This is a genomic window from Pseudomonas fluorescens (assembly GCF_002022275.1).
In the GTDB taxonomy this organism is placed as follows: domain Bacteria; phylum Pseudomonadota; class Gammaproteobacteria; order Pseudomonadales; family Pseudomonadaceae; genus Aquipseudomonas; species Aquipseudomonas fluorescens_AJ.
In genome coordinates, this window is sequence record NZ_MSDF01000016.1 from 414604 (window position 1) to 439231 (window position 24628).

General features: G+C 61.5%; 19 protein-coding genes and 1 riboswitch. Of the genes, 12 read left to right on the top strand and 7 right to left on the bottom strand.

Going from position 1 to position 24628, the window contains the following annotated elements; translation table 11 throughout:
• Positions 1 to 95: 95 nt before the first annotated feature.
• The 5 genes from BFW87_RS13930 to BFW87_RS13950 are packed head-to-tail and all read left to right on the top strand — an operon-like array spanning position 96 to position 6231.
• Complete coding sequence (locus BFW87_RS13930) at positions 96 to 1853, top strand: carbamoyltransferase family protein (RefSeq protein WP_078740367.1); 1758 nt, start codon at positions 96 to 98, stop codon at positions 1851 to 1853.
• The gene (locus BFW87_RS13935) at positions 1854 to 2750 is read left to right on the top strand and encodes an antimicrobial resistance protein Mig-14 (RefSeq protein WP_078740368.1); all 897 of its coding nucleotides are present in this window, start codon (positions 1854 to 1856) and stop codon (positions 2748 to 2750) included.
• The gene (locus BFW87_RS13940; RefSeq protein ID WP_078740369.1) at positions 2747 to 4147 is read left to right on the top strand and encodes a PIG-L deacetylase family protein; all 1401 of its coding nucleotides are present in this window, start codon (positions 2747 to 2749) and stop codon (positions 4145 to 4147) included. Before BFW87_RS13935 ends, BFW87_RS13940 begins: the two co-directional genes overlap by 4 nt.
• A 57-nt stretch (positions 4148 to 4204) precedes the next feature.
• Positions 4205 to 5353: a glycosyltransferase gene (locus BFW87_RS13945; RefSeq protein WP_078740370.1), complete on the top strand. Its 1149-nt coding sequence runs from the start codon at positions 4205 to 4207 to the stop codon at positions 5351 to 5353.
• A complete protein-coding gene (locus BFW87_RS13950; protein WP_078740371.1) occupies positions 5350 to 6231 on the top strand; it encodes a glycosyltransferase in 882 nt (293 codons plus the stop codon). Before BFW87_RS13945 ends, BFW87_RS13950 begins: the two co-directional genes overlap by 4 nt.
• A 54-nt stretch (positions 6232 to 6285) precedes the next feature.
• Here the strand turns inward: BFW87_RS13950 and BFW87_RS13955 are convergent, their stop codons facing one another.
• Positions 6286 to 8139, bottom strand: a complete 1854-nt coding sequence (locus BFW87_RS13955; protein ID WP_078740372.1) for a bifunctional O-antigen ligase/aminoglycoside phosphotransferase family protein — start codon at positions 8137 to 8139, stop codon at positions 6286 to 6288.
• 159 nt (positions 8140 to 8298) lie between these two features.
• Between BFW87_RS13955 and msbA the strand changes: the two genes are divergently transcribed.
• From msbA to BFW87_RS13970, 3 genes are all read left to right on the top strand, one after another.
• Positions 8299 to 10104: a lipid A export permease/ATP-binding protein MsbA gene (gene msbA / locus BFW87_RS13960; RefSeq protein ID WP_078740373.1), complete on the top strand. Its 1806-nt coding sequence runs from the start codon at positions 8299 to 8301 to the stop codon at positions 10102 to 10104.
• A 215-nt stretch (positions 10105 to 10319) separates the two neighbouring features.
• Entirely contained in the window at positions 10320 to 11744 is a 1425-nt protein-coding gene (gene hldE, locus BFW87_RS13965; RefSeq protein WP_078740374.1) for a bifunctional D-glycero-beta-D-manno-heptose-7-phosphate kinase/D-glycero-beta-D-manno-heptose 1-phosphate adenylyltransferase HldE, read from the top strand.
• Entirely contained in the window at positions 11737 to 12672 is a 936-nt protein-coding gene (locus BFW87_RS13970) for an NAD-dependent epimerase/dehydratase family protein (protein WP_078740375.1), read from the top strand. The genes hldE and BFW87_RS13970 overlap by 8 nt, the downstream gene beginning before the upstream one ends.
• A gap of 125 nt (positions 12673 to 12797) precedes the next feature.
• Here BFW87_RS13970 and BFW87_RS13975 read toward each other — a convergent pair whose 3' ends face one another.
• The 4 genes from BFW87_RS13975 to BFW87_RS13990 are packed head-to-tail and all read right to left on the bottom strand — an operon-like array spanning position 12798 to position 16183.
• On the bottom strand, positions 12798 to 13766 hold the full coding sequence (locus tag BFW87_RS13975) for a metal ABC transporter ATPase (protein ID WP_078740376.1): 969 nt from the start codon (positions 13764 to 13766) through the stop codon (positions 12798 to 12800).
• A gap of 41 nt (positions 13767 to 13807) precedes the next feature.
• On the bottom strand, positions 13808 to 14620 hold the full coding sequence (locus BFW87_RS13980; protein WP_078740377.1) for an aldo/keto reductase: 813 nt from the start codon (positions 14618 to 14620) through the stop codon (positions 13808 to 13810).
• The gene (locus BFW87_RS13985; RefSeq protein ID WP_078740378.1) at positions 14617 to 15792 is read right to left on the bottom strand and encodes an NAD(P)/FAD-dependent oxidoreductase; all 1176 of its coding nucleotides are present in this window, start codon (positions 15790 to 15792) and stop codon (positions 14617 to 14619) included. The genes BFW87_RS13980 and BFW87_RS13985 overlap by 4 nt, the downstream gene beginning before the upstream one ends.
• Before the next feature lie 55 nt (positions 15793 to 15847).
• Positions 15848 to 16183 carry a DMT family transporter gene (locus BFW87_RS13990; RefSeq protein ID WP_078740379.1) on the bottom strand — a complete coding sequence of 112 codons (336 nt, stop codon included), beginning with the start codon at positions 16181 to 16183 and terminating at the stop codon, positions 15848 to 15850.
• 104 nt (positions 16184 to 16287) lie between these two features.
• Between BFW87_RS13990 and BFW87_RS13995 the strand changes: the two genes are divergently transcribed.
• Both BFW87_RS13995 and waaA read left to right on the top strand, forming a co-directional pair.
• The gene (locus BFW87_RS13995) at positions 16288 to 17178 is read left to right on the top strand and encodes a LysR family transcriptional regulator (RefSeq protein ID WP_078740380.1); all 891 of its coding nucleotides are present in this window, start codon (positions 16288 to 16290) and stop codon (positions 17176 to 17178) included.
• A 23-nt stretch (positions 17179 to 17201) separates the two neighbouring features.
• A complete protein-coding gene (gene waaA / locus BFW87_RS14000; RefSeq protein WP_078740381.1) occupies positions 17202 to 18476 on the top strand; it encodes a lipid IV(A) 3-deoxy-D-manno-octulosonic acid transferase in 1275 nt (424 codons plus the stop codon).
• Positions 18477 to 18592: 116 nt separating this feature from the next.
• On the opposite strand, the gene BFW87_RS14005 is transcribed toward waaA, so the two are convergent.
• Positions 18593 to 20032, bottom strand: a complete 1440-nt coding sequence (locus tag BFW87_RS14005) for a TolC family outer membrane protein (protein ID WP_078740382.1) — start codon at positions 20030 to 20032, stop codon at positions 18593 to 18595.
• Between the two features lie 195 nt (positions 20033 to 20227).
• A riboswitch (TPP riboswitch) is annotated at positions 20228 to 20333 on the top strand.
• A gap of 146 nt (positions 20334 to 20479) precedes the next feature.
• On the opposite strand from BFW87_RS14005, the gene thiC reads away from it, so the two are divergent.
• Positions 20480 to 22369: a phosphomethylpyrimidine synthase ThiC gene (gene thiC, locus BFW87_RS14010; protein ID WP_078740383.1), complete on the top strand. Its 1890-nt coding sequence runs from the start codon at positions 20480 to 20482 to the stop codon at positions 22367 to 22369.
• Between the two features lie 138 nt (positions 22370 to 22507).
• Positions 22508 to 23797 carry a putative hydroxymethylpyrimidine transporter CytX gene (gene cytX, locus BFW87_RS14015; RefSeq protein ID WP_078740384.1) on the top strand — a complete coding sequence of 430 codons (1290 nt, stop codon included), beginning with the start codon at positions 22508 to 22510 and terminating at the stop codon, positions 23795 to 23797.
• Here cytX and BFW87_RS14020 read toward each other — a convergent pair.
• Entirely contained in the window at positions 23766 to 24512 is a 747-nt protein-coding gene (locus BFW87_RS14020; protein ID WP_078740385.1) for an RsiV family protein, read from the bottom strand. The genes cytX and BFW87_RS14020 overlap by 32 nt on opposite strands.
• Between the last annotated feature and the right edge of the window lie 116 nt (positions 24513 to 24628).

Below are 24628 nucleotides of genomic sequence, written 5' to 3' on the forward strand. Positions count from 1 at the left end.
TAATCCCGCCCTTTAGCTGTTTCCTGCCCAGGCGGGAAGCACACTTTTTCGCGGCGTAACCCGCCTGCATGCAGACTAAAAGAGGCTAGACCCCTGTGGCATTGACGATTCTTGGCCTGTCCGGCGCCCTTAGCCATGATCCTTCCGCAGCCTTGTATATCGACGGCAAGCTGATCGCGGCCGCCGAAGAAGAGCGCTTCGTACGCGACAAACATGCAAAGAACCGCATGCCCTACGAATCGGCGAAATTCTGCCTGGAACAGGCCGGCATCAAGCCTTCCGACGTTGACGTGGTGGCGATCCCGTTCGCCCCGATCAGCCTGTTCGGCGAGGCGCGCTGGCACTATGCCAAGCGTTACTGGTACGCCCCGGACCGCGCGCTCGACGCGATCCTGATGGGTAACCGTCGCTACAAACGCTATCGCAACAAGATCGTCTGGTGCCTTGAGCAACTGGGCTTTGATCCGAAGAAAATCAAGATCGAACCGGTTGAACACCACCTGGCACACGCCTCCAGCGCTTACCACTGCTCGGGCTTCCAGGAAAAAACCGCGATCCTCGGCATCGACGGTAAAGGCGAGTACGCCACCACATTCTTCGGCTACGGCGAAAACGGCAAGATCCACAAGATCAAGGAATTCTACGACCCGGACTCCCTCGGCGGCCTGTACGGCGCGATCACCGAGTTCCTCGGTTTCGAGATGCTCGACGGCGAGTTCAAGGTCATGGGCATGGCGCCGTATGGCGATGCCAGCAAATATGATTTCTCGCGTTTGGCGTCCTTTGAAAACGGCGAGCTGGTGATCAACACCGACTACGCCAACGTCATCGGCCTGCGCCGTTACAAAGAGAAGGGCAAGGGTTTCTATTTTTCGCCAAAACTGATCGAGTGGCTGGGGCCGAAGCGCGAAGGCGATATTGCCGACGAGCCGTATATCCACTACGCGGCCAGCATGCAGGCACTGTTCGAGAAGCTGGCCCTGCAGATGATCGACCACTACCTGGGCGACATCCTCAAAGACACCGGCAAGCTGGCTTTTGCGGGCGGCTGCGCGCTGAACGTCAAGCTGAACCAGAAAATCATCGCCCGTGACGACGTCAAAGAGCTGTTCGTACAACCGGCGTCCGGCGATGCCGGCACCGCCGTTGGCGCGGCGGCCTATGTGTCCCATGCCCGTGGTGTACCGGTCGAGAAGATGGAACACGTCTACCTCGGCCCGTCCTACAGCAACGAAGACGTGATTGCCGCGTGCGCCAAGCATGCGAGCAAACCCAAGTGGCGCCAGATCGAAAACATGCCCAAGCGCATCGCCAAGATAATGGTCGACGGCAACCCGGTGGCCTGGTTCCAGGGCCGCATGGAGTTTGGCCCGCGTGCGTTGGGCGGTCGTTCGATCATCGGTTGCCCAAGCGCTACCGGTGTGGCTGACCGCATCAACCACCAGATCAAGTTCCGCGAGCGCTGGAGGCCTTTCTGCCCGTCGATGCTCGACACCGTGGCCCCGCTGATGATCAAGGTCGATCACCCGGCGCCGTTCATGACCTTCACCTTTGAAGTGTCGGAAGAGTGGAAAACCCGCGTGCCGGAAGTGGTCCATGAAGATGGCACCTCCCGCGCCCAGGTGCTCAAACGCGAATACAACCCGCGCTACTACGACATGATGAAAGAGCTCGAAGTGCTGACCGGTAACGGCGTGTCGCTGAACACCTCGCTCAACCGTCGTGGTGAAGCGATGATCTGTTCGCCGACCGACGCGCTGAACATGTTCTTCGGCTCGGACCTCGAGTACCTGATCATGGAAGACATTCTGGTCGTCAAAGACGGCGTTGACCCTTATGACGCTGTGGTCTGAATGCTGAACCGCTTCCAGGGTTGGCGTGAACGAGGCTGGACGCCTGTTGATGCCGAGGTTTACGCCCAGGCCTGGCAGCGTTTTGGCGGCAGCGTGGCGACCCATCCGCTCATCGTCGAGCGGCTGGCCGAACTGGCGCAGATTCCGGTGCGCTACCTGGCCATCAAGCCAGACGGCGAGCTGAAGGGCGCAGTTGCTACCTGGGGGCGCGACCTGGCGTTGTCCAAGGACGTGCTCAAGCGCAGCGGCAAGAAAGGCCTGTTTGATCTGGGCAATGCCGAGATCATCCTGCCGATTGCCGCCGATGCGCAGGCGCCGCTGCGCCATCGCGGGCGCTACCTGTCGGCGTTGAACGAGGGGCGCGTCAGCACCCTCAAGCCACAGGCCGAACAGTTGGCCATGGCACGCACCCCCGAAGACCTGTCGAAGAAGTTTCGCTACAACCAGCGCCGCGAATTGCGCTTGCTGGAAGAGGCGGGCGGCGTGGTGCGGGCGGTCAGTGAATTCTCCAGCGTTGAGCTGGCGGCGATTTACTGCGACCTGTTCCAGCGCCGCTGGGGGTTCCCGGCCACCGGTGCCGGGCGCTTGGCCGAGGTGCTGGAACTGCTCAAGGAATTCCTGATCGGCTCCGTGCTGTTTCTCAATGGCGCGCCGATTGCCGTGCAGCTGGTGTACCGCGTCGAGGCGCCCGAGTGGGTCAGCATCGAGTACGTCAACGGCGGTGTCGACCCCGAAACCCGCGCGTTCAGCCCCGGCAGTGTGTTGAGCTTCCTCAACACGCAAAGCGCCTGGGAACAGGCCCGCGCACTGAACAAGCCTCTGCGCTTTTCGTTCGGGCGCGCCGACCGTGAATATAAAGAGCGCTGGTGCAACCCGGTGCCGGTGTTCAGCGTATGAATCGCAAACAACAATTGCTCAAGCGCCACCGGCGCAACAAGCGCGTTGCGCTATTGATCGGCTTGCTCGTGCTGCTGGTGGCCGGTGTGCTGGTGGCCTGGTGGCTGCCGCTGATACTGGCGGTGCTGTTGTGGGTCGTGCATGAAGCCTGGTTTGCCGACCATTTGTTCTATTCGCCCAAAGACGACTACCGGTACAACTTTGCGCCGGGTACCCAGCGCGCCGGCCTGCACCTTGCGGCTGGCCGGCTGGTGCCGGATGCGCCGTTGAGCCTGGCGGGCGATGAAACCCTGATCGTCGAAGTGCAGCTTAAAAGCCGTTGGCTGGGGCGCTTTCTTGACCCGGCGGTTGAGCTGTCGGGCGACCGCCAAGCGTTTGAACGTGGCGTGGCGGGCAAGCGCTATCTCAACCTCACAGGGTCGGCGCAAGCGTTGGCCGCAGGTGAGCTTGGGTTGCGTGGCCGATATTGCCGTATCGTCGGCCGGCCGGTGTTGTGGGTGTTTCCTCATCCGGACTACGCCCGTCAGCGGCTGATGGTGATTGCTCCCCATGCCGACGATGCCGAACTGGCTGCCTTCGGTCTGTATGCCCAGGCGGATGAAAGCTGGATCGTGACGCTGACTGCCGGCGAAATCGAGGCTGAGCATTATCAGCAGATGGGCCTGGCACAAGCCGACGCGGCGCAGCTCAAAGGCCGCTTGCGCGCGTGGGACAGCATCGCGGTGCCGCGTTGGGCCGGGGTTCCTGAGGCGCAGTGCGTGCAGTTGGGCTATTTCTGCCTGCAACTGCCTGCCATGCGCGCGGCACCCGACCAGCCTCAGGCATCCCGCGAGGCGGACCTGGACGATACGCGGCTGTTCCGCCAGTTCAATGCGTTCACCTTGCCGGGTGATGTGGACGGTTCGCCGACCTGGCGCAATTTGATTGCCGACCTGCGTGCGGTGCTGCTCAAGGCGCGCCCCGAGGTCATCGTACTGCCCACGCCGGTGCTGGACCCGCACCCCGATCACATCTGCGCCCATGATGCGCTGATCGAGGCCCTGCAAGGGCTTGAGTGGCAGCCGACAACGTTGCTCGGTTATGCCAATCACCTGCATGATAACGACCGCTGGCCCATGGGTGATGCCGGTGCCGGTGTGGCCTTGCCGCCGCAGTTTGAGGCGGATGAAGTCGTTGAGCCTTACTGCCGGGTTGTATCGTTGAGCCATCAGCGAGACAAAGCCATGGCGCTGGGCATGATGCATGATTTGCAGCCACGCGCACCGTTCAAGCGCCGTGTGCGCAGGCTGTTGCAGCAACTGCTGGCGGGCCGGGCCCCGTCGCCCTATGGGGAGAATGAATTCTTCCGCAAGGCGGTGCGGCGTCACGAGCTGCTGTGGGTTTTGAAACAGGACTGAGTCTTTATCTTTTTCGTTGGGCTGCCCGCTCGCAGCCCGATTGCCTCATGGAGTGATATGAAACCTCGTTTCAAGGTTTTGCAGTTACAGCCGGACTACAACGTCAAGGCCAATGACTTCGCCGACCTCGGTGAGCAGATCGTCAAGTCGTTACCGGCGGAACGGTTTGAGGTGACGTCGGCGTTTCTCAGCGGGCGCCCGCAACCGGGCCAGCCCTTGAGCGTGGCGGACCACTCCAAGTATTTCGAATTCCCCGAGAAAGCCCTCAAGGGCATCCGCCTGGGCGCCATGTGGGAAATCTATAAATACTGCCGTGAGCAGAAGTTCGATGTGGTCATCTGTAACCGCTTCAAGTCGGTGAACATGATGTTGTCGCTCAACCGCTGGTTGAAGATCCCGCTGTGCATTGGCATCTCCCATGGTTTTGGCGAGTACGAACGCGCCTATCGTCGGCGCCAGACGCGCCGGCTGGTCAGCCCTGCGTGGCGGTTTGTCGGGGTGTCGGCGGCGGTCAGGGATTATCTGGTCGGTCTCAATTGCGGGTTTACCCGCGAGAACAGCACCTTCGTCACCAACGCCATCGATATCCCTCAGGCCGAAGCGTTGCAATTGCCGCGCGAGCAAGCGCGACAAGCCTTGGGGCTGCCACTGGATGCCCGCATCATCGGCGCCTTGGGGCGGTTGGTGCCGATCAAGGGCCATACCCACTTGTTGCAGGCATTTGCCCGCCTCAAAGACAAATACCCCAATGCCCAGGTCGGCATCATCGGCTCCGGCCGCGCCGAGGCGGACTTGCGTGCGGATATCGAGCGCCTGGGCTTGACCGGTCGCGCGCACCTGCTGGGGTTTCGTGAAGATGGCCTCCAATACGTGCGCGCCTTTGATATCTGGACCATGCCGTCTTTGCTCGAAGGCCTGGGGCTGGCATTGCTGGAGGGTATGAGTGGACGCTTGCCAGTGATCGCCTCCAACGGCCCGGCCATGTTGCCGCTGGTGGAAGGGGCGGGTGGTTTGTCCCATGAGCCTGGCGATGTCGACGGGTTGACGTCCGCCCTGGACACCTACCTGGCCATGACGGATGAGCAGCTGCGGGCCAAGGGCGAACAAGTGTTTCGTTACCTGGAGCACAACCACGCGTTGGCCGAGTTCCAGCACAAGTACCTGAACCTGATCGAAACCGGTTTGAAAGAAGTAGGTAGAGCATGACAACGCAGCAACCCCTGGTCTCGGTGATCATCGCCTCCTATAACCACGGCCGTTACATTGAGGAGAGCATCCTCAGCGTACTGGGCCAGACCTACCCCAACATTGAGTTGCTGGTGGTCGACGATGGCTCCAAAGACGACAGCGTCGAACGTATCCAGCGCCTGCAGGCCGTGCACGGGTTTGATTTTCAGGTGCAGCAGAATCAGGGCCTGACCGCGACGCTCAACGGCGCCTTAGCCCGCGCGAAGGGCAGTTTGATCGCGCCGTTCGGTTCCGACGACATCATGTTGGCGGACCGGATCGCCACTCAGGTCGCGTACATGGAAGGCAAGCCGAAGGTCGGCATCTGCGCCGGCAACATCGAGCTGATCGATGGCGACGGCAACCTGCATCCGGAGAAAAAGCAGCGCCGCAACGTGCCGTTTCGCAGTCTGGACTTCGACGACATGTTCATGGACCTTAAACCCTTCCCGCCTGCGCCGACCATGTTGATTCGCCGCGAAGCGCTGGACGAGGTGGGAGGCTTTGATCCGCTGATCCCGCTGGAAGACTTGTTGATTCAGCTCAAGATCACAGCCGCCGGGTACACCATCGATGCCCTTGGCGTGGTGATGGCGCGCTACCGGCAGCATGCGAGCAACACCTACAAAAACCACCGGTACATGATTCAGAACATCCTCAAGACCTATGCAAAGTTCAGCGAGCACCCGGCGTACGACGCCGTGCGTTACGGTTTCCTGAACTCGATGTTTCTCAAGACTGCCGACCGCGACCGGCCGCTGGCGCGCGAGATCCTCAAGCAGATCCCGTTGAAGTTCTGGGGGCGCAAGACCTTGCGCGGGCTGGTGCGATTGTATTTGGCACCGCTCAGAAAGTGAGGTGTTGCAGCCCGTGAAAAAGGCGACTATCAGTGGGTGATAGTCGCCTTTTTTTTAGCTGACAGGTTTGGCCAGGCTCAGTACGTGCTCGCGGATTTTTGCCGTGGCCTGCGGGCTGGCAACCGAGGCATACCCCTTGGCGAATTGCTCGAAATGGGCATCGAACAGCCAACTGCGATCCTGTGGGTAGCGCTGCATGTGGTTCAGGTTGCGCTGGCGCAATGCGTTGCGCAGGGAGGAGGGGAAGATGCGCAGGTCAGCCACGTCAATCAAGCCAAACTCGCCGTCGTCCATCAGCAGCACGTTGCCCAGGTGCAGCGAGCGAAAGTACACGCCGCGCTCGTGAAGCAGGGCGACAAAGCGGCCGAAACGTTCGATCAGCGATTCACGCAAGCTGCTGTCCAGGCTTTGCAACGCTTGGCGCAGGGTCAGGCCCGGCAGCGGCGTGTAAACGACTGCGCTGTTGCCATGGTGCACGCCATAGAGCGTGAGAATGTGCGGAGCGGGGATGCCCAGGGTGCGCAGTTGTTCGCTGTTGCTGGCGAAGCGCTCGGAGTAAGGGTTGAAGCTGCCCGAGGTGTACCAGCGGCGTGGGCGGAACACCTTGAGGAAGCTGCCGTTTTCCAGGCGTAAGACTTTCGGGCCAAGGCCGTCGGCTTCGATCACGTGAGCGTTGTGGCTCAGTTGATCGAACGCCTGCGGCTTGAGGTTTTGCACCGGCATGCGCAGCATGCTGCTGCGGCGCTGGGCGATGCTCAGTCCGGCCAGGATTGCCAGAGGAATCCACAGCAGGAACCAATGTTCCTTGGGTCGCGACATAATGCCACCGCCTTCGGTCAGGCCTGCGCCGATGCCGTAGGTCAGGAGCGACGATGCCAGGATGAACAGCGGCTTCGCCCGTTCCTCGAAGCCTTTATACAGGCCCCAGCAAAGCATGAAGGCCCATGGGATAAAGCCGATGATGCCGACGTAATAGAGTACGCCGAGCGCAAAGCTGTGGGGCTCGACCAGTTCCATTCCCCCCACTTTCAACAGGAGGTCGGAATTGAAACTGTGGCCGATCCAGGGGTAATCAGCGATGCGCTGCAACGTCATACCCCACAATTCAAGGCGGAACGAACTGCCGCGTTCAGTGATCGCTTCGGGATAAAACATGAGAAGCGCTGCCACCCCCACGATCAACGAGGCGATCAATAGCGCAGAGCGGCGGTTACGGCTGACGAAGGTGATCCAGAGGGCGGCCATTGTCAGTGCAACCAATGGCGTGCGGGAACCGGTGGCCAGCACCGCAAGCGTCATGATCGCCAGCGCTGGCACGCTGAACCACAGCACCTTGTGGCGCTGCGTGGTGATGCACACATAGAGCCAGTAGACGGTGAAAAAGCCGAAGATGTGGGAACTGAGCAGCGGGTTGTCGAGGGCGCCCCGGCCTCCGATCATGCGCATGGTCGGCTCGAAGCCTTTGCCGAAGGCCACCAGGTTACACGCGCACACCACCAGGGCGACCATGGCGGCGCTGAAAAAAATCGGTTTGAACAGATCGTTACGGTAATGCAGCAACAAGCCGCAGCCGGCAAACAGCATGAAGGTGTGCAGGGGACGCTTGAACAGGTCGGAGTCGGCGCTGGGTTCCGGGCTCCACAGCAGGCTGAGTATGGCCCAGGCAGAGAACGCAAGAAAGGCGACAGCCAATGGCTCACGCAGCAACTCCTTGAATTCCCTGGGGCGTATGAGCAACAACAATAAGGTCGGTGCGCTGAAAAAACCGTAGTAGAACTTGTGCAGCACATTGCGGTTGGTTACGAAGAACAGCGAACTCAGAAGCAACAACAAGCCGATGGGCAAAATCCACAGGACCAGGAAGTCGAAAACTCGATTTAAGCCATAGGTGAGGCGCTTGGAGTGCATACAGTAAAGCCATTCCAGAATTGAGAAAGCCGACCATCTTAAAGTGGTGGCTATTTGATATCGTCGGTTGAATCCAACCGGCCCGAGGGTCATGCCGGGTGCAAGTACAACAGAGAAGCTGTGCTAAAGTCAGCCTCCTTTTTCAAAACGCCGCGTGATATGACCGACTCCAGTCCTAGCGCAAGCCCTTCGAGCTTGAAAATATACTTCCGCCTGCTCAGTTACGTTAAGCCCTACATGGGCTTGTTTGCGTTGAGTATTGTCGGATTTCTGATTTTCGCGTCGACCCAGCCCATGCTGGGGTACATCCTCAAGTACTTCGTCGACGGCCTATCCAATCCGGAGGCGGTGCTGTTCCCGAGCGTACCGCTCCTGCGTGACCTGCAATTGCTCCAAGCCGTGCCGTTGTTGATCATTCTGATCGCCGCCTGGCAGGGCCTGGGCTCGTTCCTGGGCAACTACCTGTTGGCCAAGGTTTCTCTGGGCCTGGTCCACGACCTGCGCGTGCAGCTGTTCAACAACCTGCTGACACTGCCCAACCGCTACTTCGACAACCACAACTCCGGGCATCTGATTTCCCGCATCACCTTCAACGTGACCATGGTCACGGGTGCTGCCACCGATGCCATCAAGGTGGTGATCCGCGAAGGCATGACGGTGATCTTCCTGTTTGCCTCGCTGCTGTTCATGAACTGGCGCCTGACGCTGGTGATGGTTGCCATCCTGCCGCTGATCGCGGTGATGGTCAGAACGGCCAGCAAGAAATTCCGCAAGCAGAGCAAGAAAATCCAGGTGGCCATGGGCGACGTGACGCACGTCGCGTCCGAAACCATCCAGGGCTATCGCGTCGTGCGCAGCTTTGGTGGCGAAGTCTACGAGGAGAAGCGTTTCCTCAAGGCCAGCCTGAGCAACACCAACAAACAGTTGAGCATGACCCGCACGGGTGCGATCTACACACCGGCCCTGCAACTGGTGATCTACACCGCCATGGCGGTATTGATGTTCCTCGTGCTTTACCTTCGCGGCGACGCGTCGGCGGGTGACATGGTGGCCTACATCACGCTGGCCGGCCTGCTGCCCAAGCCGATCCGTCAATTGTCGGAAGTCAGCTCGACCATCCAGAAAGGCGTGGCCGGCGCTGAAAGCATCTTCGAACAACTCGACGAAGAACAGGAAGTCGACCGTGGCACCGTTGAGCGCGACGAGGTCAGCGGCCGTCTGGAAGTGCGGAACCTGAACTTCACGTACCCAGGCACCGAACGTCATGTGCTCAAGGACATCAGCTTTACTGCCGAACCTGGGCAGATGATCGCTCTGGTGGGCCGTTCCGGCAGTGGCAAGTCGACCCTGGCCAGCCTGATTCCGCGCTTCTATCACCATGAAAGCGGCGAAATCCTGCTCGATGGCGTTGAGATCGAAGACTACAAGCTGCTCAACCTGCGCAAACACATTGCCCAGGTGACCCAGCACGTGACCCTGTTCAGTGACACCGTGACCAACAACATCGCGTATGGCGACCTGGCCGGTGCGCCACGGGCGGACGTTGAAGCGGCGGCGGCGGATGCCTATGCCAAGGACTTCATCGACCAGTTGCCAAAAGGCTTCGACACCCCGGTCGGCGAAAACGGCGTGCTCTTGTCCGGCGGCCAGCGCCAGCGCCTGGCGATTGCCCGTGCCTTGCTCAAGAACGCGCCACTGCTGATTCTCGACGAGGCCACCTCAGCCCTCGACACCGAGTCCGAGCGGCACATTCAGGCAGCTCTGGACAAGGTCATGCAAGGCCGCACGACGCTGGTGATCGCGCACCGCCTGTCCACTATCGAGAAAGCCGACCTGATCCTGGTGATGGATGATGGCCGGATCGTGGAGCGTGGCTCCCACGGCGAACTGTTGGCGCAGAACGGCTACTACGCGCGCCTGCATGCCATGGGCCTGGATGCCCCCGTGCCCGCCGACATCACCTAAAACCCTGTGGGAGCGGGCTTGCCCGCGATTGCGGAGTGTCAGTCACCGGAAATGTTGACAGGTACACCGCCATCGCGGGCAAGCCCGCTCCCACATTTGCTCTTCATTGTTGCCAGCGCTGTTGCACGGCAACATCTTCCGTCACGCCCCCCACAAGCCTTTGACAACCCTGTGCTAATATCGCGCCCCTGTTCATTTTGTATGTGGGTTGCTCCATGAAGTTGTCCATGCCGCGATTCGATCAAGCCCCTGTCTTGGTGGTCGGCGATGTCATGCTCGACCGTTACTGGCATGGCGGTACCTCACGGATTTCCCCTGAGGCACCGGTACCGGTAGTCAAGGTCGAGCAAATCGAAGACCGTCCAGGTGGCGCTGCCAACGTTGCCCTCAATATTGCCGCTCTCGGCGCTCCGGCCTCTCTGGTGGGTGTGACCGGCGACGACGAAGCCGCCAACAGCCTGGCCAACAGCCTGCGCGGTGCCGGCGTGCGCGCGCTGTTCCAGCGCATCGCCCATCAGCCGACCATCGTCAAGCTGCGGGTCATGAGCCGTCACCAGCAATTGCTCCGTATCGATTTCGAAGAACCCTTCGCCACCGACGCCCTGGCCCTGAGTGGCCAGGTCGACGCATTGCTCGAAGGTATCAAGGTGCTGGTGTTGTCCGACTACGGCAAAGGCGCCTTGAAGAATCACCAGGAATTGATCCAGGCCGCGAAGGCCAGGGGCATTCCTGTACTCGCCGATCCCAAGGGCAAGGACTTCTCGATTTATCGGGGCGCCAGCCTGATCACGCCAAACCTGAGCGAGTTCGAAGCCATCGTCGGCGGTTGCGCCGATGAGCACGAACTCGTGACGAAAGGCGCCACGCTGATGGCCGACCTCGACCTCGGCGCCTTGCTGGTCACCCGTGGCGAACACGGCATGACCCTGCTGCGCCCGGGCCACCCGGCGATGCACCTGCCGGCGCGCGCGCGTGAAGTGTTCGACGTCACTGGCGCTGGTGATACCGTTATTTCCACCCTGGCGGCCTCCATTGCGGCCGGTGAAGAATTGCCCCACGCCGTGGCGCTGGCCAATCTGGCGGCGGGCATTGTGGTTGGCAAATTGGGTACGGCTGCTATCAGCGCCCCCGAGTTGCGCCGCGCGATCCAGCGTTCCGAAGGCTCGGAGCGTGGCGTGTTGACCATTGAGCAATTGCTGCTGGCCATCGACGACGCGCGTGCCCACAACGAAAGCATTGTGTTCACCAACGGCTGCTTCGACATCCTCCACGCAGGCCACGTGACCTACCTGGAGCAGGCTCGCGCGCAAGGCGATCGTCTGATCGTCGCGGTTAACGATGACGCATCGGTCAGCCGCCTCAAAGGCCCGGGCCGTCCGATCAACAGTGTCGACCGGCGCATGGCGGTATTGGCCGGTTTGGGCGCCGTGGACTGGGTGATCAGCTTCCCTGAAGGCACCCCGGAAAACTTGCTGGCCCAGGTCAAGCCGGACGTGCTGGTCAAGGGCGGCGACTATTCCGTCGACCAGGTGGTGGGTGCCGATATCGTCAGCGCCTACGGCGGCAAGGTCAAAGTGTTGGGCCTGGTCGAGAACAGCTCGACCACGGCCATTGTCGAGAAGATCCGAAACAATGAGTAAGTCTGATAATCGGGTTCTGATCACGGGCGGCGCCGGGTTCATCGGTTCGCACCTGGTTGATGCATTGCTCGCCAAGGGCTATGCCGTGCGGGTGCTGGATGACCTGTCCACCGGCAAACGCAGCAACCTGCCGTTGGATAACCCGCGCGTCGAACTGATTGAGGGCGATGTGGCCGATGCCGAGCTCGTGGCGCACGCCGCTATCGGCGCGACGGCGGTGGTGCACCTGGCCGCCGTGGCGTCGGTGCAAGCCTCAGTGGATGACCCGGTCAGCACGCACCAGAGCAATTTTGTCGGCACCCTGAATGTCTGCGAAGCCATGCGCAAAGCCGGTGTGAAGCGCGTGGTATTTGCCTCCAGCGCGGCGGTGTACGGCAACAACGGCGAAGGGGCTTCGATCGACGAAGAGACCACCAAAGCGCCATTGACGCCTTATGCCTCGGACAAGCTGGCCGGTGAGCACTACTTCGACTTCTACCGTCGCCAGCATGGCCTGGAGCCGGTGATCTTCCGCTTCTTCAATATCTTCGGCCCGCGTCAGGATCCGTCATCGCCGTACTCCGGCGTGATCAGCATCTTCAGCGAACGCGTGCAGCAAGGCGTGCCGATCACCGTGTTCGGCGATGGCGAGCAAACCCGCGATTTCATGTACGTGGAAGACCTCGTGGATTTGCTGGTACAAGCCATCGAAGTGCCGCATGCGCCGCTGGGTGCGATCAACGTCGGCTGGAACCGCACCACTACGCTCAAGCAGGTGTTGCAGGCGCTGGAAGAGATTGTTGGCAAGTTGCCAGCTGTGACCTACGGGCCAGCGCGCTCGGGCGACATCCGGCATTCGCGGGCGAATAATCAGCGGTTGCTGGCCAGTTTCACGCTGCCTGAGCCGACGCCGCTGAAGGTCGGCCTTGAGCGCCTGCTTAACGTCTGACTGCGGTCGCCTGTGGGAGCTGGCTTGCCTGCGATAGCATCACCTCGGTATATCAGTTAGACCGAGGTGGCTGAATCGCAGGCAAGCCAGCTCCCACACAAGCCATATTCCACAACAGGTTTGATTTAGCCTTTGGCTTTTTTCTTCGGCACGATCTTGCGCAGCATCTGCTTGGCCTTCCCGGTCAGGCGCTTGAGCTTCGATTCTTTCTCAGGCTGTGCCAACCCTTGCTGACGAAGCCAATCCTTCCAGCGAATCCGCTCGTCCCGCACCAGCCAGCCTTCCTGCAATGCGAAGCTTTCCGCCAGGTATAAACCGCGGGTGCTGGCCGGGATCAACTGGTCTTTCTTGACGGTGTACAGCTCGGCGATAGGCTGGCCGTCCTTCAATGGCATCAGGTACAGATCCGGGCGCTGGCGGTCGAGGCGCGCCACCAGTTGGTCGCCCTCCAGTCGCTCATCGACATGGAACAGGCTGAGGGATTTGGCTTCCTTGGGCACTTCCAGGCGCAGGTCGTAAATCAGCTGCAGCGACGCCGTGGGCAGGTGCACGTAGGCCCGCGGGCGTTCGATCAGTTGGGTGGTGGCGCAGCGCACCGGGCGGGCGGCGCCGGACAGCGGGCTCAGGCGAAACGGCAGGGCTTCGCGGTAATGCAGGGCGGCGGAGTAGGGCGCCGGCAGCCAGGTGTCATTGAAGCGCCCGCCGAGCCAGCCTTCGGGCGTCTCCAGTAAACATTCTTCGGCAATTTCCTGGATCGCAGTGTGCAGCGGCAGGTTCAGTTCATGGGCGGGCACGTAGCCGGAGATGAGCTTGAGCACCACGTCACCCCGGTCCTGACGGCGCTGGCGCACCAGCACCCAGTAATCCTTGTTTTGCCAGTGAAGGGTCAGGCGTACTGACACGCCCAGGTTGGCCAGTTCCAGGGCGAAACGTTCAGGGTCTGCCACCTCCACCGGCTTGCGCCTTTGCAGGGTCTGGGCGAAGTTGAGCGGCATGCCCACGCTTTGGTAACTCAGGCCTTCGGGTGTGGCTTCGACGTGCAGCGGCAGTGTTTTGAAGTTACTCGGGTTTTTTCTTATGAGCGTTCGCGGCATGTCGGCTCCTTCTTGCGACGGGGTCGGCCGCGTGGGCGGCATCAGAGTTGACGAATGACCTGGGCAGCGGTCGCCACGTTATGGGCCAGGTGCAGCGGATTAATGGTCCCGACAATAGCACTGGCGACGCCCGTTTGCGCAAACAACAACATGAAACTGGCGTGAATTGGATCCATTCCAGGTTCCAGGCATACGTGGCCGCTGGCCAAAGCCTTTTTCACCAGAATTCCCTTGCCATGCGCCGCCGCGTAATCAATCACGGCTTTCTCGGTCTGTTCGTTGAGATTGTAGGTGACCATCGCGCAATCGCCCCTTTCCAGAGCCTTCACGCCGCCTTCAACGGTTTTGCCGGAGAAGCCGAAACCGCGAATCTTGCCTTCTTTTTTCAACGCTTCCAGGGTCTCGTAGACTTCACAGTCGTTGAGGATGTGCAGGTCATTGCCGTCAGAATGCACCAGCACCAGGTCGATGAAATCCGTTTCAAGGCGTTGCAAGCTGCGCTCCACCGACATTCGCGTGTGAGCCGCGCTGAAGTCGTGACGGGACTGGCCCGCTTCGAACTCTTCACCGACCTTGCTGACAATCACCCAGTCCTTGCGCTGGCCACGCAGCAGCGGGCCCAAGCGCTCTTCACTGCGCCCATAAGCGGGGGCGGTGTCGATCAGGTTGATGCCCAATTGTTGGGCCTGGCGCAATAACATCCGCGCTTCGTCATCGTCCGGAATCTGGAAGCCGCTGGGGTATTTCACCCCTTGGTCGCGACCCAATTTGACGGTGCCCAGGCCCAGAGGCGAGACCAGCAGGCCGGTGCTGCCCAAGGGGCGATGCAGGTCGTGCAGGGTTGGCAGGCTCATGGCAACAATTGCTCCCAGGCAGGTTGGCCGAGGGCCGGTTTCGGCAGATCAGGCAGGGCTTCGTTGGCAGTCGGGCGTATGCCGTCGCGTTCCAGTGCGCTGAGCACGCGGTCTGCGAAGTCCGGCGCCAGCGCCAGCTTGGTCGGCCAGCCGACGAGCAGGCGGCCCTGTTCGGCGAGGAAGGCGTTGTCCGGGCGCGTCAGGCCCGATTGCAGCGGCTCGGCGCGGTCGACGCGCAGGGTCGCCCAGCGGGTCTGGCTCATGTCGATCCACGGCAGCAGTTGCGCCAGCTCTTTTTGCGCCGTGGAGATCTGTTCTTCAGGCGTACGCGCCACACCATCGGCCTCGGCAATGTCGCCGCCCATGTACCACACCCAATTGCCATCGGCGGCCGGGTGGGTGGTGACGGTGATGCGCGGTTTGGTGCCGCCGCCCAGGCAGTGGGCGTACAGCGGTTTGAGGCCGGGCCCCTTGGCGATGATCATGTGCAGCGGGCGGGTCTGCATGGCCGGTTGGCTGAGGCCCAGGGCGCTGAGTAAATCCGCCGTGCCGCCGCCTGCGCTCAAGACGATGCGTTGGGCGCGGATCTCGCGCCCGTCCACCTTCAAACCCACCAGCGTGTCGCCTTCCAGCAGCGGTTCGATGTGTTGCCCGGCGAGCACGCCGTCACCGGCCAGTTGCGCCAAGCGTTCGACCAGGCTGGGGACGTCGACCACCAGTTCCGCCAGGCGATAGACCTTGCCCTTGAAGCGGCGGTCTTGCAGGGCCGGGGGCAATTCGTCGCCCTTGACCTGATCGACCCGCCCGCGCACGGCTTTGCTGGCGAAGAAACTGGTGAGGTTGCCGGCGATCGTGCCCGGGGACCACAGGTAATGGGCTTCGGACAGCAAACGCACGCCGGACAGGTCCAGCTCGCCGTTCCCCGCCAGCGCTTCACGCCAGCGGCGCGGCATGTCGGCAATCGCTTCGGAAGCGCCGGTGAGGGCGCCGTGCAGGGCGTATTTCGCACCGCCGTGAATGATCCCCTGGGACTTCACGGTTTGCCCGCCGCCCAAGGTGGCGTTTTCCACCACCACCGTGGAAAACCCCTGGCTGCGCAGGCGCGCATTCAGCCAGAGGCCGGCAACCCCGGCGCCGACAATCAGAACGTCGGTGGAAATAACGGATGGCATCGGCGACCTCAGTGTTCAAGACAAGAGGCGCAGTATACAGGCTGTTGAGGAGTGGTCAGTGCCCGGCGGTTTTCGAGAACAGCTGAATCACCACCACGCCCAGCACAATCAGGCCCATGCCCAGCATCGCCGGTACATCCAGCTTCTGCCCGTAGATAAACAGCGCGGCGACGCTGACCATCACAATTCCGAGGCCGGCCCACACTGCGTACGCCACGCCCACCGGCACGGTGCGCACCACCAGCGTGAGCATCCAGAACGCCACGCCGTAGCCGACGATAACCAGCAGTAACGGAATGGGGGTGCTCCAGCCCTTGATCGCTTTCATGGAAACGGTCGCAATCACTTCCGAGCAAATGGCGATGGCCAAATAAACGTAGGCAGCATTCATGGGGGTTTCCTCGGTGTGCAGCGTGCTTGAATAAGGTCGCCATTCTAACGCTTAACAAGATGGGATAAAGTCATTACCTATCCGATATAAAGATGGGTTGAGCCATGAGCGTGCAGTGGAATCTGGAACAGATGCGCCTGTTTGTCAGCGTCGCCGAGCAGCGTTCGTTTTCGGCAGTAGCGCGTCACCAGCGCAAGGCACAATCGGCGGTGAGCAACGGTATTGCCTTGCTCGAAGCGGATCTGGGCCTGAGCCTGTTCGAGCGTAGCAGCGGTCGCCAGCCGGTCTTGACCGAAGCCGGCAGCGTTTTGCTGGAGGAGGCGCGCGAAGTATTGCGCCAATGCGAGCGCCTCAATGGCCGCGCGCTGTCGCTGACACGTGGCGAAGAAGCCCTGCTGCGTCTGGCCCAGGATGAAGCCATGTTGTTCCAGCCGGTACTCGACAGCCTTGAAGCGTTGGCTGCGCAATACCCGCATCTGGAAGTGCAGCTGTCCAGCGCCGCCCAGGGCGACGTGGCGCGCAAGCTGGTTGAGCGCAAGGCGGACCTGGGCCTGTTGTTCTATCACGACCAGATCCCCGAAGCCCTTGAACGGCGCGTGGTGGGCAGTGTGGAAATGGTCACGGTGTGCGGCGTGAATCACCCGCTGGCACAGGATAAGTACGTAACGTGCCAGCGCCTGGCGCAGTTTCGCCAGTTGCTGATGTCGACCCAGACCAGCGTCTACCCCGGCAGCGAAGCCGCCAGCCCGCTGGTGTGGCGCGCCGACAGTTTTTACGTGCTCGCCGAATGGCTGATGAGCGGCTTGGGCTGGGCGTGGCTGCCCCGGCATATCGTGCAGTACCCGACCTACCAACAGCAGATGGTCGAACTGGACAGCGAATGGACCCCGCCGGCGCTGGTGGTCGAGCTGGTCTGGCGCCGCGACGAACACCTTGGCCCCGCCGCGCGCTTTCTGGCTGAACGATTTGCCGAGTGCTTGCAGGCGATTGACTGAAAAAGCCGATAAACTCCGCCGCCATGAATAGAACTCTCTACAGCTGTCTGTTTTACCTGGCGCTGCCGTTGGTGGCTTTACGTCTGTGGCTGCGCGCGCGCAAGGCCCCGGCCTACGCCAAGCGCGTCGGCGAACGGTTTTCCTATGGCTTGCCGGTGATGAAACCGGGCGGGATCTGGGTGCATGCGGTATCGGTCGGCGAAAGCATCGCCGCCGCACCGATGATTCGCGGGTTGATGGCGCGTCATCCCACGCTGCCCATCACGGTCACCTGCATGACGCCCACCGGTTCCGAGCGCATTCAGGCGCTGTTCGCCAATGAGCCGCGCATTCAGCACTGCTATTTACCCTATGACGTGCCGTGTGCGGCCAAGCGGTTTCTTGATCGCGTGCAGCCGAAACTGGCGGTGATCATGGAGACCGAGCTGTGGCCCAACCATATCCACGCCTGCGCCCAGCGCGGGATTCCGGTGGCGTTAGCCAATGCGCGGTTATCGGCGCGTTCGGCCAAGGGTTACGGGCGTTTCGCCAAACTGACCGCGCCGATGCTGGCTGAAATGAGCCTGTTTGCCGTGCAGACGCACACCGAAGCGCAGCGTTATCTAAACCTGGGCGCGCGCCCGGAAACGGTTGAGGTCACCGGATCGATCAAGTTCGACCTGACCATCGACCCGCAACTGCCCGTGCGCGCCGCCGCCCTGCGTGAACAATGGGGCGCCAGCGAGCGCCCGGTGTGGATCGCCGCCAGCACCCATGAAGGTGAAGACGAGGTAGTCCTTGCTGCGCACCGCCAGCTGCTCGAAAGCTACCCCAATGCACTGCTGATTCTGGTGCCGCGCCATCAGGAGCGCTTCGGCCCGATGTTCGAGCTGTGCACGCAACAGGGGTTTGCCACGGTGCGCCGGTCCAGCGGCGAGCCAGTGACTGCGCAAACCGCGGTGTTGCTGGGCGACACCATGGGCGAACTGCTGTTTCTGTATGCGCTGGCTGATAGCGCTTTCGTCGGTGGCAGCCTGGTGGCGACTGGCGGTCACAACCCGCTGGAACCGGCCGCGCTGGGTAAGCCGGTGATCATGGGGCCGCACGTGTTTAACTTCCTTGAGATCACCGCGATGATGCGCGAGGCCGGGGCGTTGCGAGCGGTGGATGATGCCGAAGGGTTGGCCGAAGCCGTGCGGCAGTTGTTCGAGCTGCCGCAGGACGCGCGCAAGATGGCTGCAGCGGGATCGAAGGTGATGCAGGCCAATCAAGGTGCGCTCAAGCGCTTGCTTGATGGTTTGGACAGATTGCTGAATTAACGCGGAGCAAAATGTGGGAGCTGGCTTGCCTGCGATGCAGACACCTCGGTCTATCAGTTACACCCGGGTGATGCTATCGCAGGCAAGCCAGCTCCCACATGGGGTCTGTGGTGAATTCAGGAACCGGGGCGGGCCTTGAGCTGCTCGGCAGCCGCCTTGGCCAGATCCGGCGGCAGGAAGTCTTTGTCCGGGTTGTAGTCAGCCTTGAGGTAACGCGCCAAATCCTGCAAGTCCCCCGGGTTCAGCGTGCCCGCTGCCTGCTTCAAACGCAGGTTGTCGAGGATGTAGTCATAGCGGCTGTTGTTGTAGTTGCGCACCGACGCGTAAAGCTGGCGTTGTGAATCCAGCACATCAACGATGTTGCGCGTACCCACCTGATAGCCGATTTCTGTAGCTTCCACCGCGCTCTGATTGGAGATGATCGACTGGCGGCGCGCCTGCACCTGTTCCACATCGGTGTTCACCGCGCGATGCAGGTTGCGCGTGTTTTCCACCACCTGACGGCGCAGGCCTTCGCGCTGCTGCTCGCTCTGGTCCAGACGTGAATAGGATTCGCGCACTTGCGAGCTGGTCAGGCCGCCGCTGTAGATCGGGATGCTCAGGCGCAGGCCGATGGTGCGTTGGGACACATCGCCACCGTACGGCACTGGCAGTTGGTTCGGGTTGCTGAAGCCGAGTGCGTCGTTGTCGCCTTTTTCGTATTGCGCCACGGCGTCCAGCGTCGGCAAGTGGCCGGCCTTGCGCTGCCGCAGGGTTTCTTCAGCAGCGGTGACAGCGTAGTTGCTGGCGAGCAGGTTGAGGTTCTGGCGACCGGCCGTTTCAACCCAGGCCTTGGCGTCGTTTGGCGCCGGCGGCAACACCGGCAGCGTGTGCACGATGCCCTGAATCGAATTGTACTGGCGGTTGGTCAGGGTGATCAGCGCTTCGAAGGCGTCGTCGACCTGGCGCTGCGCAACGATGCGGTTGGCGCGTGCGGTGTCGTAGCTGGCCTGGGATTGCAGCACGTCGGTCTTGTCGGAAAGGCCGACGTCGAAGCGCTCGTTGGACTGGTCGAGCTGGCGCTTGAAGGCGTTTTCTTCAGCTTTGGTCGAGGCCAGGTTGTCCTGGGCGCGCAGCACGGCGAAGTAGTTTTCGGCGCTTTGCAGGATCAGGTTCTGTTCGGTGGCCGAGAGTTGCAGCGAGGCTTGCTCGTTGACGGCCTCGGCGGCTTGCAGCTGGAACCAGCGATCGGCGCGGAACAGCGGCTGACTCAAGGTGGCGCGCCAGGAGTGGGCGTCACGGTTGACGGTGGCGGCCGGTTGGTCGATCTGGGTGCGCACGTTATTGCTGTCGGCGCCGGCTGACAGATTGGGCAGCAAGCCGGCGCGGGCCTGGGGTACCACTTCTTTTTGCGCGCCGTACTGGGCGCGGGCTGCGGCCAGGTCGGCGTTGTTGTTGGCCGCCTCCTGGTAGACGCTGACCAGGTCGGTTTGGACGGACAAGGGCGCTTCAGCTGCCCAGACCATTCCGTTGGTCGCACAAGACACGGCGAGAGCCAGTGAGAGTTTGCGCAGCATGTGGCGATCCCTAGATTGAATATTACGGCTGTAATTTAGCGCCCAAGGCTAAGGCTGGCCGTTCCCGGCGTCAAGCGTTGAGGCAACGCCCGAGTGTAGTGGCGAGATCACGGCACAACAATCCCGCAATCACGCCATTCATCACGCTGAATGCGTAGCTCATTGGCAATTTGCCCGCGGCGGTCTAGACTGGCCGCGTTCTTGTCGGGGTGCCTTGTTGGAAGGCTGAGATCGGTAAATACCGGATCCCGTTGAACCTGATCAGGTTAGCGCCTGCGTAGGGAACAAGATTTCTCGTCACCCGGCGAGTCCTCTTGTGCTTCGTCCGGGATGTTGTTCGACAATCGAACAGCCCTCGTGCCTTGCACAGCACTGGTTTCAGTGCGTCCATCCGTCCCAGGTTCGCTCCGACAAAAATCCACCGCCTGGATAGTTGGAGAGCCTGTGATGACTACAAAACTAAAAAATACCGTGCACCTGAGTGAATCGGCAAAAGTCGACTCCGGCTCCGTGCAGCCGTTTACCCGCTCGCAAAAAATCTACGTACAAGGCACTCGCCCGGACATTCTCGTGCCGATGCGCGAAGTCAGCCTGGACGTGACCCCCACCGATTTCGGCGGTGAAATCAACGCGCCCGTGGTGGTCTATGACACCTCCGGCCCGTACACCGACCCCAACGTGATCATCGATGTGCGCAAAGGCCTGGGCGATGTGCGCTCGCCGTGGATAGAGGTGCGTGGCGACACCGAACGCCTGCCGGGCCTCAGCTCGCACTTCGGCCAACAGCGCCTGAGCGATGCCGAACTGACCGCCCTGCGTTTCGCCCACGTGAAAAACCCGCGCCGCGCCAAAGCCGGGGCCAACGTCACGCAGATGCACTACGCGCGCAAAGGCATCATTACCGCCGAGATGGAATACGTCGCCATCCGCGAGAACATGAAGCTCGAAGAAGCCCGTGCCACCGGCCTGCTCGACCAGCAGCACGCCGGCCACAGCTTCGGCGCCAGCGTGCCGAAAATCATCACGCCTGAATTCGTGCGCGAAGAAATCGCCCGTGGCCGCGCGATCATTCCGGCCAACATCAATCACACCGAACTGGAACCGATGATCATCGGCCGTAACTTTCTGGTGAAGATCAACGGCAATATCGGCAACAGCGCTTTGGGTTCGTCCATCGAAGAAGAAGTGGCGAAATTGACCTGGGGCATTCGCTGGGGTTCGGACACCGTGATGGACTTGTCCACCGGCAAACACATCCACGAAACCCGCGAGTGGATTATCCGCAACTCGCCAGTGCCGATCGGCACTGTGCCGATTTACCAGGCGCTGGAAAAAGTCGGCGGCGCCGCCGAAGACCTGACCTGGGAGCTGTTCCGCGACACGCTGATCGAGCAAGCCGAGCAAGGCGTCGACTACTTCACCATCCACGCAGGCGTTTTGCTGCGCTACGTGCCGCTGACCGCCAAGCGCGTCACCGGTATCGTCTCCCGTGGCGGCTCGATCATGGCCAAGTGGTGCCTGGCGCACCACAAAGAGAACTTCACCTACACGCATTTCGACGAAATCTGCGAAATCATGAAGGCCTACGACGTCAGCTTCTCCCTCGGCGATGGCCTGCGCCCAGGCTCGATTGCCGACGCCAACGACGCCGCCCAATTCGGCGAGCTGGAAACCCTTGGCGAGCTGACCAAGACCGCGTGGAAGCACGATGTGCAAACCATGATCGAAGGCCCTGGCCACGTGCCGATGCAGTTGATCAAGGAGAACATGGACAAGCAACTGGAGTGCTGCGACGAGGCGCCGTTCTACACCCTCGGCCCGCTGACCACCGACATTGCGCCGGGTTACGACCACATCACTTCCGGTATCGGTGCGGCGATGATCGGCTGGTTCGGTTGCGCCATGCTTTGCTACGTCACGCCGAAGGAGCACTTGGGCTTGCCGAACAAGGATGACGTGAAGACCGGGATCATCACCTACAAGATCGCGGCGCATGCGGCTGACCTTGCCAAGGGCCACCCGGGCGCGCAGATCCGCGACAACGCCTTGAGCAAGGCGCGCTTCGAATTCCGTTGGGAAGACCAGTTCAACCTCGGCCTGGACCCGGACACCGCGCGGTCCTATCACGACGAAACCCTGCCGAAGGACTCGGCCAAGGTCGCGCATTTCTGCTCGATGTGCGGGCCGAAGTTCTGCTCGATGAAGATTACCCAGGAAGTGCGTGAGTACGCGGCCAACCAGCGCATTGAAGCGGTGGATGTGGACGTGGCCAAGGGCTTGGCCGAGCAGGCGGAGCGGTTTAAGCAGGAAGGTAGCCAGCTGTACAAAAAGGTCTGATCCGGAGGCGGCGGCGACTCTGCCGCCGTCATCGCGGGCAAGCCCGGCTCCCACACTGGAATGCGATCTTCTGTGGGAGCCGGGCTTGCCCGCGATAGCGATCCCACAAACAACAAATGCCCCTCAGAGATTCCACCCTTGAGCATTCAACCCAGTACTTATTCCCCGGACATCGCAGTCCCCGCTGACAAACGCGTGTTCGGCGCCCGCGACCTGTTCTCCCTGTGGTTCTCCCTCGGCATCGGCCTGATGGTCCTGCAAACCGGCGCACTCCTCGCGCCGGGCCTGGGCTTGTCCGGCTCGTTGCTGGCGATTTTCCTCGGCACGCTGGTGGGTGTGTTGCTGCTGGCCGCTGTCGGCGTGATCGGCAGCGACACCGGCCTGTCGGCCATGGCCGCGCTTAAACTCAGCCTCGGCGCCAAAGGCGCGAGCCTGCCCGCATTGCTGAACCTGCTGCAGCTGATCGGCTGGGGTTCGTTCGAAATCATCGTGATGCGTGACGCCGCCAGCCTGCTCGGCACGCGGGCTTTCAGCGAAGGCAGTGTGCTCGCCAGCCCGTTGCTGTGGACACTGTTTTTCGGCGGCTTGGCGACCTTGCTGGCCGTCAGCGGTCCGCTGACCTTCGTGCGGCAAATCCTGCGCAAGTGGGGCATCTGGCTGCTGCTGGCCGCCTGCCTGTGGCTGACCTGGAACCTGTTCGCCAAGGCTGACCTGGCCGCACTGTGGGCCAAGTCCGGCGACGGTTCGATGCCGTTTGCCGTGGGCTTTGATATTGCCATCGCCATGCCCTTGTCGTGGCTGCCGCTGATTGCCGATTACTCACGCTTCGGCAAGCGCGCTAAAAGCGTGTTCGGCGGCACTGCGCTCGGGTTCTTTATCGGTAATTTCTGGCTGATGAGCCTGGGCGTGGCCTACACCCTGGCGTTTGCGCCAAGCGGTGAAGTGAACGCGCTGTTGCTCGCACTGGCCGGGGCAGGGCTGGGCATTCCGCTGTTGCTGATTCTGCTGGACGAGTCGGAAAACGCCTTTGCCGATATTCACTCGGCGGCGGTCTCCAGCGGGATTCTGTTGCGCTTGAAGGTCGAGCACCTGGCCTTGGCCATCGGTGTGATCTGCACCTTGATCGCCTGTTTTGCGCCTTTGGCGCAGTACCAGAACTTCCTGCTGCTGATCGGCTCGGTGTTCGCGCCGCTGTTCGGCGTGGTGCTGGTGGATCACTTTATCCTGCGCCGCCGAGGCCAGGGCCGCGTCGCCAGCCTGCATTGGCCGGCGCTGGTGGCGTGGCTGGGCGGCATCGCCATCTACCACGTGCTGGCCAACCTGTATCCGGATGTTGGCGCGACCCTGCCGGCGCTGGTGCTGGCAGGGCTGTTGCAACTGATGCTGGGCCGAGCGTTTAGCGGCGCGCGGGCATCAGTTCAGGCTTGAGCACACCGGTGAGGCGCGCATAGGGGATGGTCATTTCGATCAGCCCCAATGCGTAAGGGCCGATGGTCGCCACGTTGTACTTGAGCACCACGCCGGCGCTTGTCAGGGCCACGTTCGGGGTTTTCTGGAACGGCCAGCTCTTCACGAACTCCGGGTCGCGGTCCATCTGCGAGTTGATCAGCCAGCTGTTGTGGGCGACCTTCGCGGTGTTCCAGAACGCCTGTTCCTGGCCCGGCAGCAGCATGTCGGTCAGGCTCAGCTCTTTGTGCAGCACGCGCGAATAGTTGATGAAGCCACGGCCAGGCTCGCCATGGGCGGCGCCGGTGTCCAGGTAGCTGGACACTTCAACGATCACCAGTCCGTCATGCTGCTCGCGTACCTTGGCTTGCAAATACATGCTGTTGCGGTCGGGCGACTCGCGCAGGAATTTGTCGCGGTAGGCATTCAAGGTCGGTGGCACGCTGGCGCCCGGCGTGGTGCGGGTCATTTGCAGCAGGCGCTGCTCCACCAGGCTGTCGAGCTGCGGCTCGCTTGGGAAATGCACGGTGTCGATGTTCACCAGCGGGCAGTCAGGGCTGTCGCAGCCGGGCTTGATCTGTTCCGAGGCGTCTTGCTTGGTGTCCAGCGGCTTGAGGTAGCTGGGTTGAAACAGGCTTTGGCAAGCCCCCAGGGTCAAGGCGATACAGGCCACGGAGGCGATTTTCAAAAGCGACATGGGTGTCCTTCACAAATCGATGGAAAGCGAAAAGAGTGGACCTTCGACTACCCACAAGGCAGTCAGTTCGCCACTAAGCTGATTAGAGTGAGTTTGACGCCCGCCGTCTATCCCGG